Origin of the sequence: Pantoea dispersa, assembly GCF_035783935.1 — a bacterium.
Lineage (GTDB): Bacteria > Pseudomonadota > Gammaproteobacteria > Enterobacterales > Enterobacteriaceae > Pantoea > Pantoea dispersa_C.
The window spans coordinates 35,387-50,407 of the sequence record NZ_JALKOV010000009.1; the positions used below are offsets into that span (position 1 = coordinate 35,387).

Here is a 15,021-nt window from a genome sequence, read left to right on the forward strand (position 1 = left end):
ACGCGGCCTGCCACACTCGCCGCTTTTCTGGAATAGATGATGGATACGCAACAAACGCGTCAGGGCATTTTTTATGCGCTGGGCGCTTACTTTATCTGGGGCATCGCGCCGGCCTACTTCAAGCTGGTCAAAGAGGTGCCACCCACAGAAATTATGACCCACCGCGTAATTTGGTCGGCCCTGTTTATGCTGGGGCTGATTACCCTGAGCCGCAGCTGGCGCCAGGTGCGCAGCGTGCTGGCCCAGCCGAAAAAAGTGCTGCTGCTGGCGCTGACCGCACTGACCATCGGCGGCAACTGGCTGCTGTTTATCTGGGCGGTGAATAATCAGCATATGCTGGAAGCCAGCCTCGGCTACTTCATCAACCCGCTGATTAACGTGGTGTTTGGCATGCTGTTTCTGCGTGAGCGCTTCCGCCGTCTGCAGTGGCTGGCGGTGCTGCTGGCGGCCACCGGCGTGCTGGTGCAGCTGTGGCAATTCGGTTCGCTGCCGATCATCGGCCTCGGCCTGGCGCTGAGCTTCGCGCTGTACGGACTGGTGCGCAAGAAGATTCAGGTTGATGCACAGAGCGGTATGCTGATTGAAACCGCGTGGCTGTTCCCGCTGGCGGCTATCTATCTGTTTGGCTTTGCTGACAGCGCCACCAGCCACCTCAGCGCCAATCCGCTAAGCCTGAACCTCAAGCTGATCGCCGCCGGCATCATTACCACCATTCCGCTGATGCTGTTCGCCGCCGCCTGCGCGCGCCTGCGCCTGTCGACGGTCGGATTCTTTCAGTATCTCGGGCCGACGCTGATGTTCCTGCTGGCAGTGCTGTTTTACGGTGAGAGCCTGACGCCGGATAAACTGGTGACCTTCGGCTTCATCTGGCTGGCGCTGGCGATCTTCATTCTGGACGCGCTGCTGTTTTCAGCCCGCACGCGCGTGCGCGTAGCGTGAGATAAAACGCGCCATTGCCGGGCCAGTGAGCAGAATGGTAAACAGACGCAGCGTCTGCAGCGCCATGACAAACGCAATATCGACCCGGCTGCCAGCAGCAATAATCGCCACCGTATCCAGCCCGCCTGGGCTGGTTGCCAGATAAGCGGTCATCAGATCGACGTGCAGCACGCGCGTCAGCATCCATGCCAGCCCGCCGCACAGCAGCATCAGCCCGATAATCGAGGCGATCATTTGTGGTAGCGTGCGCAGCGCCAGCAAAAAGATCGGCCGGGTAAAGCGCAGGCCAACGCTCCAGCCGATCAGCCCATAGGCCAGCGCCAGCAGCCACTCCGGCACCTGCAGCGTCGCAACCTCAGTGCCGTGCAGCGTGGCCCCCATCAGCGCCGGCAGCAGCAGCGCGCCGGACGGGATACGCAGTTTCTGTCCCAGCCACGCGCCCGCCACCATCACCAGCAGTGTCAGCGCGAAGCCACTGTGCAGCGGCGGCAGCCAGACGATGTGGGCCGCCGCCCCGCTGCTGCCGAGGCCGATACGGGCTACCACGGCCGCAGCGGTGGCAACAAACAGTACGCGCAGATATTGCATGAACGCCACCAGCCGCACGTCGGCGCCAAAATCGCCCGCCATCGCCACCATTGCGGACGCGCCACCCGGCGACGAACCCCACGCGCCGGTGGGTCCCGGCAGTGAGCTAAAGCGCACCAGCAGAAAACCAGACAGTCCGCTAGCCGCCAACGTCAGCAGCAGTACCGCCAGCACCACCGGCCAGTCATTGAGTAACGGCGCGAGGATCGCCGGTGACAGGCTCTGGCCAATCATGCAGCCCAGCACCGCCTGCGCCAGCACGAACAGCCGTTTGTCGATGCGCACGGTTGCGCCGCTCAGACCCATAATGGTACCGACAATCATCGGACCGAGTAACAGTGCAGCCGGCAGGTGCAATAGCTGCAGCAGGCAGCCCAGCACCAGCGAAGCCGTCAGCAGCAGCGCCCACTGCTGCCGCAAAGAGAAACGCGCCATAGGGTGGAAATCAGAAAGTGAATTGAGGCAACAGGTTAGCAGATTAGCGCTGGCGCGTCAGGGGTAAGGCGCCAGCAAAGGACCGCACGCTGTTGTAGCGGCGCAATTTATTGCGCTCAGGATTGCGTATTAATGACGCGAATGCCACGGCGCAATATGCTGAGCATCCGTTAGACAAAGCGCGATGAATCGCGCCGCTACGGTTCTGTGCGATGATGCAATACTGTGCGATTACAGCCAGTTCTTCCGTTTGAAATAGAGATACGGCGCCAGCCCGGCGAGGATCATCAGACCAATCGCACCAGGATAACCAAAGCTCCACTTCAGCTCTGGCATAAACTCAAAGTTCATACCGTAGCTGGAGGCCACCAGCGTCGGCGGCAGGAACACCACTGACACCACCGAGAAGATTTTGATAATGCGGTTCTGCTCGATGTTGATAAAGCCCATCGCTGCCTGCATCAGGAAGTTAACCTTCTGGAACAGCGATTCGTTGTGTGGCAGCAGCGATTCGATATCGCGCAGGATCTCACGCGCCTGCTCCAGCTGATTGCCCGGCAGCCGCGCTTTACGCACCAGGAAGTTCAGGGCGCGCTGGGTATCCATCAGACACAACCGCACCTTCCAGCCGATATCTTCCAGCTCCGCCAGGCGCGACAGCGCGTCGTCGTACTCTTCGCCCTGCTGCCCTTCCATGATCACGCGGCTGAGTTTTTCCAGCGCGCTGTAGATGTTCTCGATCTCATCCGCCAGCTGCTCGATTTTGGTTTCGAACAGGTCAAGCAGCAGCTCGTAGGCGTTGCCGTCGGTCAGCTGCTGATTGCGCGCGCGCATACGGTACAGGCGGAACGCCGGCAGTTCGCGCTCGCGCAGCGTGTACAGACGATCTTCGCGGATAGTAAACGCCACGGTGGAGTTACCGGCGTGATCTTCGGCATCTTCAAAAAAGAAGAAGGAGTGGATGTGCAGGCCGTCTTCGTCCTCGAAGAAACGCGCCGAGGCCTCAATGTCCTCCAGCTCGGGGCGCGTTGCCAGGCTCTGCCCCAACTCCGACTGCACGCGCTCACGCTCGCTGTCGTCCGGTTCGATCAGATCGACCCACACCGAGGTGTTGAGTTTGTCGTTGTTGTCTTCCAGCTCGATGCGCGTCAGGCGATCGCGCTCCAGTTTAAATGCGCTCAGCATAGCAATACTCCCCATTGCAGACGACATGGGACAAGGCGGTGAACCGCAGTGCTGCTGGCACCACGGGCACGGCAAAGCCTGAACGCGGAAACTTTCGCTTCAAGGGTAAATCAGTGCTGACTCGTGCGACGGGATCAAAAAGGGAGGTCGCTGATAACCGCTAAGGCTACCCGCGTTAAAGAGGTAGCCTTAGAAATTGTCCCTGTTAACCAGGGTATAGAGCCAGCATCGACTGGGCGCGTCCAAGGCATTGTCCTCTCATGATAATAGTGCGCGCATGTTACGCTGAGACGAAAAAGTCGTCAAGGTAGCGAAACCGCGCTACACGGTTTCCAGCCGGGCGTAAGCCGCCACCAGCCACTTGATGCCCTGGCCCTGGAAGGCCACCTGCAGACGGCTGTGCTCGCCGCTGCCTTCCAGATTGATGATGGTGCCTTCGCCGAATTTGGCATGGCGCACGCGCTGGCCGAGCGCGAAGCCGCTGTCGCTCTTCGCCACCGGCGTGCCCATGCGCTGATGGCTCACCGGCCGGCTCACGCTGGCGCGCAGCCGCACTTCTTCCACGCACTCTTCCGGCAATTCACCAATGAAACGCGACGGCCGGTGATACACTTCCTTACCATAAAGCCGGCGGGTTTCGGCGTAGGTCAGCGTCAGCTTTTCCATCGCACGCGTCACGCCAACATAGGCCAGGCGACGCTCCTCCTCGAGACGGCCACCTTCGTCCAGCGACATCTGGCTCGGGAACATGCCTTCTTCCATGCCGACCACAAACACCTGACTGAACTCCAGCCCTTTCGCCGAATGTAGCGTCATCAGCTGCACCGCATCCTGCCATTTGTCCGCCTGGCCTTCACCGGCTTCCAGCGCCGCATGCGACAGAAACGCCTGCAGCGGCATCAAATCTTCGTCTTCATCCTGATAGCTGAACTGACGCGTGGCGGTGACCAGTTCTTCTAAGTTTTCGATACGCGCCTGGCCTTTTTCACCCTTCTCCTGCTCGTACATCAGCCACAAACCGGAATCTTTGATCACCCGATCGGTCTGCACGTGCAGCGGCATTTCAGCGGTTTCCGTCGCCAGTGAATCTACCAGCTCACAGAAGCGCTGCAGCGCCGAGGCAGCGCGGCCAGCCAGCGCTTTGGATTGCAGCAGTTCGCGCGTGGCCTGCCATAGCGTCAGCTGCTGCTCACGCGCGGTCTGGCGCACCACATCAAGCGTGCGATCGCCGACGCCGCGCACCGGCGTGTTGACCACGCGCTCGAATGCCGCATCGTCATTGCGGTTGGCCAGCAGCCGCAGATAGGCCAGTGCGTCTTTGATCTCCTGACGCTCGAAGAAGCGCATACCGCCGTAAATACGGTACGGCATGCTGCCCTGCAGCAGCGCCTCTTCCAGCACGCGCGACTGGGCGTTGCTGCGATAGAGAATGGCGCAATCCTGCAGCGCGTTGCCGTTTTCGTGCCAGGTTTTGATGCGGTTGACGACAAAGCGCGCTTCATCCAGCTCGTTGAAGGCGCAATACAGCGAAATCTTTTCACCGTCGCTGCCGTCGGTCCACAGCTCTTTACCCAGACGGCCATTGTTGTTGGCAATCAGGGCGTTAGCTGCTTTCAGAATGTTATTGGTTGAGCGGTAGTTCTGCTCAAGACGGATGGTCTCCGCACCGGGGAAATCCTGCAGGAAACGCTGAATGTTCTCTACCTGCGCGCCGCGCCAGCCGTAAATCGACTGATCGTCATCGCCAACGATGATGACCCGGCCGCTGTCGCCAGCCAGCATGCGAATCCACGCGTACTGAATGTTGTTGGTGTCCTGGAATTCGTCCACCAGAATGTTGTTGAAGCGCTCACGGTAGTGATTGAGAATCTGCGGTTTGTTGAGCCACAGCTCGTGCGCACGCAGCAGCAGCTCAGCGAAGTCCACCAGCCCGGCGCGATCGCAGGCTTCCTGATACGCCTGATAGATACGCAGCCACGTCTGCTCCACCGGATTGCCGTAGCTTTCGATGTGCTTCGGCCGCAGCCCTTCATCCTTTTTGCCGTTGATGTACCACATGCCTTGACGCGCCGGCCACTGTTTCTCGTCGAGGTTCATGGCTTTGATCAGGCGTTTCAGCAGGCGCAGCTGATCTTCGCTGTCGAGAATCTGGAAATCCTGCGGCAGCCCGGCATCCAGATGATGTGCGCGCAGCAAACGGTGCGCCAGGCCGTGGAAGGTGCCGATCCACATGCCGCCCTGGCTGGTGCCAATCAGCTGGTCGATACGGTGGCGCATCTCTGCCGCCGCCTTGTTGGTGAAGGTCACCGCCATAATCGAGTACGGCGAGCAGTTCTCCACCGACAGCAGCCAGGCGATGCGGTGCACCAGCACGCGGGTTTTACCGCTGCCCGCTCCGGCCAGCACCAGCAGATTGCTGCGCGGCGCGGCGACCGCTTCGCGCTGTTTGTCATTCAAGCCGTTAAGCAGATCGGAAACGTCCATAAGCACCGTTTTAAGCAAGTAGGATGCGTATCCTGCCTCGTTCGCGTTACCGCCGGGCGGCAACCGCGTCAGTTCCCGCTGGCGTAACTGGCTAAGTCAGCGGGATGACAGCACACAGCCAGCGTGGCCGCGCGTTGCAGAATACAGAATACGACTGGATAAATTTACAGCCATTATAGCAGCGAGGTCAGCGATGCCAACTGATGAATTTCCACGTGGGGCAGCAGGCGCGCGTCGCCGATCTTCATCAGATTGCCGTCCCGCAGGTTGATCCAGCAGGCCTGCAGCCCGGCGCGCAGCGCACCGGCGACGTCGGTGGTGAGATCATCGCCGACGTGCAGAATATGCTGCGGCGCAATGCCTAACCGTTCGGCGGCCAGGTGGTACATATCCTGCCACGGCTTGGCGCGGCCGTGCGGACCGGCGCGCAGTGCGAACCGGAAGTAGTGATCGATGCCGAGCTTTTGCGGGTCGGCGTTGCCGTTGGTGATCGCCACCAGCGGCACGCGCTCGCCGAGCCAGGCCAGCGTCTGATGCGTCTCCTCCGGCATTTCCACCGCGCTGCGCCACTGATGAAACACGCGCATCACGTCGCTGGCACCTGCGCTGGCTTGCGCGGCCGGCAGCCCGGCATTGATCAGCGCCAGCTCTACCGAGCGGCGACGCCACTCAGAGACGTCGTGATAGATCTCCGGTTCGCGCAGCAGCAGTTCATCGCGCAGCGCCTGATAATCTTCCGGCGTAAACTCGCGCAGTGCCGGATGATAGGCCTGCAGCGCAGCGTGGGATTCTGCCGTGGTTTTGCGGATCACCGGATAGTTGTCATACAGCGTATCGTCGAGATCGAAGGTGATGGCTTTGATCGGGCCCAGCGGACGATAAAACTTCATTCAGACTTTCCTCGTTTGGCTCGCGGGTGAGCCGCATCGTACACCGACGCCAGATGCTGGAAATCCAGATGGGTATAGATTTGCGTAGTCGAGAGATTGGCGTGGCCCAGCAGCTCCTGCACCGCGCGCAGGTCGCCGCTCGATTCCAGCAGATGGGTGGCAAAAGAGTGGCGCAGCTTATGCGGATGGATATGGCTGGCAACGCCCTGCTTAATGCCCCATTCGGCGAAGCGCTTTTGTACGTTACGCGCCGAAATACGGCTGCCGCGCGTCGACACGAAAACCGCATCATCCTGCGGCGCGAAGCTGTTGCGAAGCGGCAGCCAGTGCTGCAGCCAGGTGACGGCCGTGCCGCCAATCGGCACGCGGCGCTCTTTGCTGCCTTTACCGCGCACCCAGACTTCACCGCTCTCCAGATCGAGATGACGGCAGTCGATGCCCACCAGTTCAGCGAGACGTAAACCGCCGCCGTACATGGTTTCCAGCATGGCGCGGTCGCGCACCGCCAGCGGATCGTCGAGGTCGATCTCCAGCAGCTGGCTGACTTCGTCGACATCCATATTTTTCGGCAGATGCCGGGCGTTGCGCGGCGTGGCGATGCCTTTGGCCGGATTGGCCGTCAGCATGCCCTGACTGACCTGCCAGTCGAGAAAACTGCGCAGCGCCGACATGCGCAGCGCCAGGCTGCTGGCCCCGAGGCCGCCGCGCCGGCTGCGCGCCGCCAGACTGCGCACCTGTGCCGGTTCAAGCTGCGGCCACGCGGTAATGTGCATGTCATCGGCCATGGCGACCAGCGCCTGCAGCTGGCGCTGGTAATTTTTTTGCGTCAGCGGACTGAGCTGGCGTTCGACTTTCAGATAGCGCAGAAAGCCCTCAACGGCCGGCAGCAGCGGGCTGGCGCTGCTCATGCGCGCTCAACCCAGCGAGACAGCAGGTCGGGCAGCATTTGTGCCAGGTGCTGCAGCAGCAGCGTGCCCATGCCCGCCTGATAGTGCTGGTTGTCGCGGCTGCTGAAGATCAGCACGCCGAGATCGCCCTGCTCGCCCATCAGCGACATCGCCACCGATCCCACGGCTTTCGCCTGCGGCAACAGCAACAGCAGCTCCGGCCCGTTCAGGCTGCCGAGATAGTGATGCTGCTGACCGAAGCGCTGAATGCGCAGCGGCTCAAACGCCTGACGTGACAGACCAAGCTGGGTGAAGTCAGAAGGAGCGCCGATGCGCCAGCGATCGCTGAACAGCCGCACGTAGGCGCCCGCGAGGCCAAGCTCACGGGCCCAGCGGTGCAGGCGCGTCAGCATCTCCTGCAGGCTATCGGCGGCCGCGAGGTGGCTCTGCAGCGCCAGCAGGCGATCGAACAGCTGATGGTTGGCGGTGGCCTGCTCCATCAGCAGCGTGATCTCCTCCTCTAACTGCTGGATGTGGTTGCGCTGACGCGCCATATGCCACTCCACCAGCGATACGCTACCGCGTACCGGATGCGGCACCATCATCTGCTCGACCTGGCGCGCGTTGCGAATAAAGAAATCGGGGTTGTGACGCAGAAAGGCGCTCACCGCCTGATCGTCCAGCAAAACCGCGCTGTCGGCCTGCTCGTCGATATTTTTCATAGATGAATAAACCCATCGTAGACGTGTGTGGCTGGTCCGGTCATAAACAGCGGCTGACCGGCCCCTTTCCAGGCGATATGCAGCGTGCCGCCGGGCAGATCGACGCGCACTTTTTCTGCAAGAATGCCCTGCTGGATGCCGCAGGCCACTGCCGCGCAGGCACCGCTGCCGCACGCCCGGGTTTCGCCCGCGCCGCGTTCATACACGCGCAGACGAATGTGTTCCGGATTGACCACTTCCATAAAGCCGACGTTAACGCGCTCAGGAAAGCGTTCATGGCTCTCCAGCGCCGGGCCGAGCGTTTCCACCGCGGCGGTTTTCACGCTTTCGACCTGAATCACGCAGTGTGGATTGCCCATCGACACCGCGCCGAACATCACCGTCTGCTCGGCCACGCGCTGCAGATAGAGGTTTTCGGCCTTATTGGCGCGCAGCGGAACCTGCTGCGGGTCAAAATTGGGTTCGCCCATATTAACGCGCACCAGCTCATCACTGGTGACGCTCAGTACCATGCGACCGGTCTGGGTGCTGACGCGAATGTCGCTTTTATTGGTCAGGCCTTTGAGGCGGACAAAGCGGGCAAAGCAGCGCGCGCCGTTGCCGCACTGCGCCACTTCGCTGCCGTCAGCATTGAAGATGCGGTAGTGAAAATCGAGATCCGGATCGTAAGGTGGCTCGACGATCAGCAGTTGATCGAAGCCGATCCCCAGGTGCCGATCCGCCAGGCGGCGAATCAGTTCCGGCGAAAAAAAGACGTTTTGCGTCACGGCATCGACGACCATAAAGTCGTTACCGAGACCGTGCATTTTCGAGAACTGCATTTTCTGCTCCGCCGGATGACTCATCGGGTTTAATTCGCCTGCACGCCAGCCGGTTTGCTGGTGACCAGGCCGCTGGTATCCGCATCCTGCGCCGCTTTCTGCTGCTGCTCCGTTACCGGCTGATTCTTCTGTTGCGGCCGATCGTTGGGCGGGAAATACAGCGGTCCTTTCAGGCCACAGCCTACCAGGCTGACCAGTGCCAGCGCCATACCCAGCTGGCTCATCACTCGTATCATTCTGTCTGCTCTTTTTATCCAAATCCCAGCTGCTTATCATCGCAGTTGACGTTGTAAAAGCAACAGGAAATATGTGGCAGAAGGTTCAGAGACGGGCGCAGGCCGCGGCATAAAACGCAGCGGCTTCAGTGCATCTGGTAGCGCGGCTGGAAGTCGCCGTTGTCGTTGTCCGGCTGCGTGGCACACAGCTGCGTCAGCGTCTGGCTGCGGAACGGAATCACCTGGAAGCGATCGCCGGCGTGCACAATCTGGTAGAACTGCGGCAGGTTGAAATTGATAAAGCTGGAGCCGTAAGTAAAGCGATCGTGCGACGACGAATAGAAGCGGCTGACGTCGCGCACCAGCTCCTCTTTGCTGCCTTCGCAATGGTGATACACCTCAACCCGGTTGCTTTCGTCGAGGATGTAGATGTTGAAGCCGCGATCGTCACTGGTGTCTTCAAAGAAGAACTGGATGATGCCTTCGCTGGCATAGCCGTTAACCACCGGCGGCAGCGGCGTCTGGTTCGTTTCCACTTTGATCGACAAACCGTGCAGCTTGTTGTTGGAGATCGCGCCGTAAAATTCGACCGCGTTTTCCAGCTTCTGCACCGAGACGCTCATGCGCTCGAAGAACAGCCCCCACGTCTGACCGGCCATACGCAGCGCCTTGAAGCGGCCCGGCTCCTGGCGCGTGCTCGACAGGCGCAGCTCAATGCATTCCGACACCAGCTGCTGGACGCGGGTACGAATCAGACCGCGCAGATGCTGGCTGTAGCAGAACACTTCAACCGTGTCCGGCGGTGCAGCATCCTGATGCATTTTGCCCAGAATGGTTTTCAGCGCTTCGATCATCGCCTGTTCGCCGCTGAAGTGCAGCGTGCGCACTTCGTTCCACGAGTTACGGTACAGCAGATCGATGCTGCCGATCAGGCACTGCTGCTGCTGACCGAAGCTGAACACATCCAGCTTACGGAAGTCGAAGTGCACTACCTGATTGCGGAATGCCGAGGTGGGATCGTGTTCGAGGTTAACGATAATTGCCAGATGCCGGATTTCGCACGGGCTGTAGAGCGCTTTCGGCGTCGGCGCAGGCAGACGCAGCGGAAAGTGGCTGGAGACATCGTTCACCAGCTCCTGCAGACGCGGCAGATCGCAGAACTCGTTGCCCTTGATGTGCAGACGCGTTTTGCGCGTCAGCAGTCCGTTGAACCACGCCCATGCCACTAACTTATTGAGATAGCGATTATATTCCAGCGGCTGATGGCTGATGATTGAGCTCATGTCCGGCGACTGGTTATACAGATACCAGCCGGCGCGGTTGGCGCGCCCGGCTGGCACGTGAATAAAGGTCAGGTTCTCTTCCGACAGATCGGGCGAGATTTGCGGGTTCACCAGCGTGACTTTGCCCGGCAGCGCTTCAAACGCGGCGTACAATTTACGCGTCAGCACGCCGATATCCTGCGGGCTGGCGCTGACGCTTAAATTGTTGCGACGGGCAAAGCGGATCAGGTTGCGATAGCTCTGCATCATCGCATCCAGCAGCTCATTGTGCGCCTCACGCACCCGTTCGATCTTCCACTGCGCGCGATTATCCAGCACCGCCAGCTTCTCATCGTCCCAGCCCCACTCTTTGACCAGCTGCGACAGGATTTCACGCCGCCAGCCCGCGCGCGGATGCTGCTCCTCGCTGGAGAGTTTTTCGCACACTTTGAGGTAGAAACAGCGGCGCACCAAATCAAGGCGCGCGGTGTCATCGACGCTGGTCAGGTAGCGCGTCACGCGCTCCAGCATCATGCAGTAGGGATCGAGACCAAAACAGACAATTTCGCCGTCGTGCAGCCGCTGTTTGATATCCATTGCCAGCAGCTGCGTGTTGGGATATTCCCAGCTGTAGGCTTCCAGCAGCAGGGTTTTCAGCACCGCTTTGTACGGCGAATCGATACTTTTATACAGCTGCCACAGGCTGGCACCGAAATACTCTTCCGCCGACAGCGTGCCGAGACCGCCGAGATCCAGCCACTCATTCGGCGTCAGCACGCCCTGTGAATAGAGCGACATCACGTAATCGTCGTAGTGATGTTCTTCTTCGCCAGGCACCATGTTCCACAGAATGCGTTTGCCCGCCATGCGCACGGCGGTACGGTAGAACTCATCCAGCAGTAAAATATGTTGGGTAGAACCGCAGTCCTCACCGCCGAGGCTGCCGCTCTCGTTGTGGCGGAAGCGGTTTTCGTCGATCAGGAAAAAGCTGACTTCCACACCCAGCGACACACACCATTTTTGCAGGAGCGTACACTTGCGCTGCAGATTGAGGCGCTCTTCATTATCGAGCCACGACTGATGGCACACCCAGATGTCCAGATCGGAGACACTGTTCTGGCCGACGGACGAGGTGCTGCCCATGGAGTAGATGCCAGTGATCGGCAGTTCGCCTTTCACCGCGCCACTGAGATCGAGCGGATGGTCGCCCGCTAACTGTTGCAGCAGCTGCTGCTGGTTTTCGTCAGGCGCAAAGAAGCTGACGCCGTGGGGAACGCTACCTTCAAGGTAACCCGGCATCAGCGGATGATGATAATGCAGTAATGTTGGCAGCAGACTGTAGACGTGCTGGAAAGCAGGTCCCATGGCAGCCAGTGCGCGATCTACACGCAGCTGGTTTATCGCATCCAGTCTCTGTTTCAGTGTCTCAATGTAGAGGTACAAGACGTTTCGCCTGATTGTCCCAGTGTTAAGCACCCTGTTTCCAAAATCTGCCGCTTAATAATAAAGATGTCGGGCAAATTATTGCTGGAAACGTGATCAATCTAACACCTGGAAGATTGACCGTAAAGAAAGTTGCGCTACCTGACAGTTTAGCACGTTCCAAACGTAGCCCTGCATTTTCGGACTCCAGCCTCAGGCCAGGGAGCGATAACTGTCGGGCTCCGCGCTGAGTTTGCAGCCTGGTCAATCCGTTGAAACTGACAGCATTCCCCTATCAATGATAGGATAATCGGTGAACGATCAAAATGGTTAACAGCATGTTAAACAAAATTTTCAGAATTGCTACCAGGCAAAGTCCACTTGCCTTGTGGCAGGCACAATATGTCCAACAGCGCCTGATGGCTGCGCACCCCGGCCTGCAGGTTGAGCTGGTGCCGATGGTCACTAAAGGCGACGTCATCCTCGATACGCCGCTGGCGAAAGTGGGTGGCAAAGGGCTGTTTGTCAAAGAACTTGAGCTGGCGATGCTGGAAAACCGTGCCGATATGGCGGTGCATTCCATGAAGGATGTGCCCGTCGATTTTCCAGAGGGCTTGGGTCTGATGACCATCTGCGAGCGCGAAGATCCCCGTGATGCTTTCGTCTCGAATCATTATTCCTCGATCGATGCGCTGCCACAGGGCGCGGTGGTCGGCACGTCCAGCCTGCGTCGCCAGTGCCAGATCAGCGCACGGCGCCCGGATCTGGTGATTCGCTCGCTGCGCGGTAACGTCGGCACGCGTCTCAGCAAACTGGACGCCGGCGAGTATGACGCCATCATTCTTGCTGCCGCCGGGCTGAAACGCCTTGGACTGGACGATCGCATTCGCCAGGCGCTGCCGGCAGAGTTTTCCCTGCCGGCGGTGGGCCAGGGCGCGGTCGGCATTGAGTGCCGTCTCGACGACCAGCCGTTAATTACGCTGCTGCAGGCGCTGAATCACAGCGACACCGCCGTCTGCGTGCGCGCCGAGCGCGCGATGAACACCCGTCTCGAAGGCGGCTGTCAGGTGCCGATCGGCAGTTTTGCCGTACTGGAAGACGATCAGCTATGGCTGCGCGGTCTGGTCGGTGCGCCGGATGGCAGCCAGATGGTGGTGGGCGAACGCCGTGGCCCGCGTGAACAGGCTGAACAGATGGGCATCTCCCTGGCCGAAGAGCTGCTGGACGGCGGCGCGCGCGACATTCTGCGTGAAGTTTATCAGGGACAGCCGCCCGCATGACTATCCTCGTGACCCGCCCGGAACCCGCCGCCAGCGAACTGGTCGCGCGCCTGCGCAGCCAGGGCAAACTGGCGTGGTCGTTTCCACTGATTGAATTCACGCCGGGTCGCGATCTCCCTCAACTGCCGCAACAGCTGGCCTCGCTGCAGTCTGGCGACCTGGTTTTTCTGCTGTCGCAGCAGGTGGTGCACTTTGCCCAGCCGGCTTTACAACAGCAGCGCAGCGCGTGGCCGGCATTTCTAGACTATTATGCCATTGGTCGCAGTACCGCGCTGGCGCTGCACACCGTCAGTAATCTGAAAGTCGACTATCCGCATGCGCGGGAAACCAGTGAAGAGCTGGTGCGCCTGAATCGCCTGCAGCAGGTGAGCGGCAAGCGCGCGCTGATTCTGCGCGGCAGCCCGGGCCGCGAGCTGCTGGCGGAGACGCTGATCGCCCGCGGTGCTGACGTGCAATACTGTGAGTGCTACCAGCGCTGTGAAAAGCAGTACGACGGTGCAATTGAGGGCCGTCGCTGGCGCGATCGCGGTATCACCACGCTGGTGGTGACCAGCGGTGAAATGTTACAACAACTGTTTGCGCTGTTTCCGCCAATCGATCGGCGGGAATGGCTGCTGCACTGTCGACTGCTGGTCGTCAGTGAACGTTTGGCTACCCAGGCCGCCGAATTAGGCTGGCAGGAGATTGAGGTAGCCGATGGTGCGGATAACGATGCGCTGCTGCGTGCGTTACGCTGAACTTAACATTGGGATGAGCCACAATGACGGAACAAAAAGACTCCTCCGCCATGGTTGAAGAAACCACCCCTGCGGACACTTCCCCGACGCCAGCCAGCCAGCCGCCTCGTGCGAAAAAGAGCGACGGCAAGGTGCTGAGCGCGGTGGCAATTGTCATTGCACTGGCGATTGGCGCGGGACTTTACCTGAATGGGAAACACCAGGCCGACTTACAGGCTCAGACTAACCAGAACCTGAGTGAGCAGCTGAGCGCCCTGCAGCAGCAACTGGGCAGCGATAAACAGCAGCTCTCGCAGCAGCTGGCAGACGCCAACACCGCGCTGCAGGAAGCGCGCAGCCAGCAGGACAACAGCGCCAAAGAGCTGGAGACGCTGCGTGAAAAAGTCGCCACCATTTCCGGCAACGACACCCGCACCTGGCTGCTGGCACAGGCCGATTATCTGGTCAAACTGGCGGGCCGCAAACTGTGGAGCGATCAGGACGTCACCACCGCAGCAGCGCTGCTGAAAAGCGCGGACACCAGCCTGGCGGAGATGAACGATCCCAGCATCATGAACGTGCGCCGTGCGCTGACACAGGATATCAGTTCACTGGCGTCGGTCAGCCAGGTGGATTACGACGGCATCATCCTGAAACTTAACCAGTTGTCGAACGGCGTGGATAATCTGCGCCTGGCCGATAACGACAGCGATGATTCACCGATGGATGCCGACAGCGGTGAGCTCTCCAGCTCGCTGCATGAGTGGCGTCAGAATCTGGTGAAGAGCTGGCACAATTTTATGGATGATTTCATCACCATCCGCCGCCGCGATAACACCGCGCAGCCGCTGCTGGCACCGAATCAGGATGTTTATCTGCGCGAAAACATCCGTTCGCGTCTGCTGATTGCCGCGCAGGCGGTGCCGCGCCATCAGGATGAGATCTACAAACAGTCCATTGATGCGGTATCTACGTGGGTGCGCGCCTGGTACGACACCAACGATGCGGCGACCAAAGCCTTCCTCGCCCAGCTCGACGAGCTGAGTCAGCAGAGTATTTCAATGGACGTGCCGGACACGCTGGAGAGCCAGGCGCTGCTGGAAAAACTGATGCAAACCCGCGTGCGCAATCTGCTGGCGCAGCCATCGGCTGCGGCTGATCAACAGGGAGGCTAA

General features: G+C 59.9%; 13 protein-coding genes. 4 read left to right on the forward strand and 9 right to left on the reverse strand.

Going from position 1 to position 15,021, the window contains the following annotated elements:
* Positions 1 to 39 precede the first annotated feature (39 nt).
* Positions 40 to 939, forward strand: coding sequence for an EamA family transporter RarD (rarD, locus tag MXF20_RS17070; RefSeq protein ID WP_325970616.1), 900 nt, complete (start codon positions 40 to 42; stop codon positions 937 to 939).
* Here the strand turns inward: rarD and MXF20_RS17075 are convergent.
* From MXF20_RS17075 to MXF20_RS17115, 9 genes are all read right to left on the reverse strand, one after another.
* Positions 910 to 1,962 (reverse strand): AbrB family transcriptional regulator, encoded by a 1,053-nt coding sequence (locus MXF20_RS17075; protein WP_325970427.1) that lies wholly within the window; start codon positions 1,960 to 1,962, stop codon positions 910 to 912. The genes rarD and MXF20_RS17075 overlap by 30 nt on opposite strands.
* A gap of 231 nt (positions 1,963 to 2,193) precedes the next feature.
* Positions 2,194 to 3,147 (reverse strand): magnesium/cobalt transporter CorA, encoded by a 954-nt coding sequence (corA, locus tag MXF20_RS17080; protein WP_010617090.1) that lies wholly within the window; start codon positions 3,145 to 3,147, stop codon positions 2,194 to 2,196.
* A 321-nt stretch (positions 3,148 to 3,468) separates the two neighbouring features.
* Entirely contained in the window at positions 3,469 to 5,631 is a 2,163-nt protein-coding gene (uvrD, locus tag MXF20_RS17085; RefSeq protein WP_325970428.1) for a DNA helicase II, read from the reverse strand.
* A 173-nt stretch (positions 5,632 to 5,804) separates the two neighbouring features.
* Positions 5,805 to 6,521, reverse strand: a complete 717-nt coding sequence (gene yigB / locus MXF20_RS17090; RefSeq protein WP_325970429.1) for a 5-amino-6-(5-phospho-D-ribitylamino)uracil phosphatase YigB — start codon at positions 6,519 to 6,521, stop codon at positions 5,805 to 5,807.
* Positions 6,518 to 7,429, reverse strand: a complete 912-nt coding sequence (gene xerC / locus MXF20_RS17095) for a tyrosine recombinase XerC (RefSeq protein ID WP_325970430.1) — start codon at positions 7,427 to 7,429, stop codon at positions 6,518 to 6,520. Before xerC ends, yigB begins: the two co-directional genes overlap by 4 nt.
* Positions 7,426 to 8,130, reverse strand: coding sequence for a DUF484 domain-containing protein (locus MXF20_RS17100; protein WP_325970431.1), 705 nt, complete (start codon positions 8,128 to 8,130; stop codon positions 7,426 to 7,428). The genes xerC and MXF20_RS17100 overlap by 4 nt, the downstream gene beginning before the upstream one ends.
* Positions 8,127 to 8,951 carry a diaminopimelate epimerase gene (dapF, locus tag MXF20_RS17105; protein ID WP_325970432.1) on the reverse strand — a complete coding sequence of 275 codons (825 nt, stop codon included), beginning with the start codon at positions 8,949 to 8,951 and terminating at the stop codon, positions 8,127 to 8,129. Before dapF ends, MXF20_RS17100 begins: the two co-directional genes overlap by 4 nt.
* Positions 8,952 to 8,980: 29 nt before the next feature.
* On the reverse strand, positions 8,981 to 9,187 hold the full coding sequence (gene lptM, locus MXF20_RS17110) for an LPS translocon maturation chaperone LptM (protein WP_022548017.1): 207 nt from the start codon (positions 9,185 to 9,187) through the stop codon (positions 8,981 to 8,983).
* Positions 9,188 to 9,312: 125 nt separating this feature from the next.
* On the reverse strand, positions 9,313 to 11,871 hold the full coding sequence (locus MXF20_RS17115; RefSeq protein WP_325970433.1) for a class I adenylate cyclase: 2,559 nt from the start codon (positions 11,869 to 11,871) through the stop codon (positions 9,313 to 9,315).
* A 317-nt stretch (positions 11,872 to 12,188) separates the two neighbouring features.
* Between MXF20_RS17115 and hemC the strand changes: the two genes are divergently transcribed.
* The 3 genes from hemC to hemX are packed head-to-tail and all read left to right on the forward strand — an operon-like array spanning position 12,189 to position 15,021.
* Positions 12,189 to 13,130 (forward strand): hydroxymethylbilane synthase, encoded by a 942-nt coding sequence (gene hemC, locus MXF20_RS17120; protein ID WP_325970434.1) that lies wholly within the window; start codon positions 12,189 to 12,191, stop codon positions 13,128 to 13,130.
* Complete coding sequence (gene hemD / locus MXF20_RS17125) at positions 13,127 to 13,867, forward strand: uroporphyrinogen-III synthase (protein WP_325970435.1); 741 nt, start codon at positions 13,127 to 13,129, stop codon at positions 13,865 to 13,867. Before hemC ends, hemD begins: the two co-directional genes overlap by 4 nt.
* 23 nt (positions 13,868 to 13,890) lie before the next feature.
* Positions 13,891 to 15,021, forward strand: a complete 1,131-nt coding sequence (gene hemX, locus MXF20_RS17130; protein WP_325970436.1) for a uroporphyrinogen-III C-methyltransferase — start codon at positions 13,891 to 13,893, stop codon at positions 15,019 to 15,021.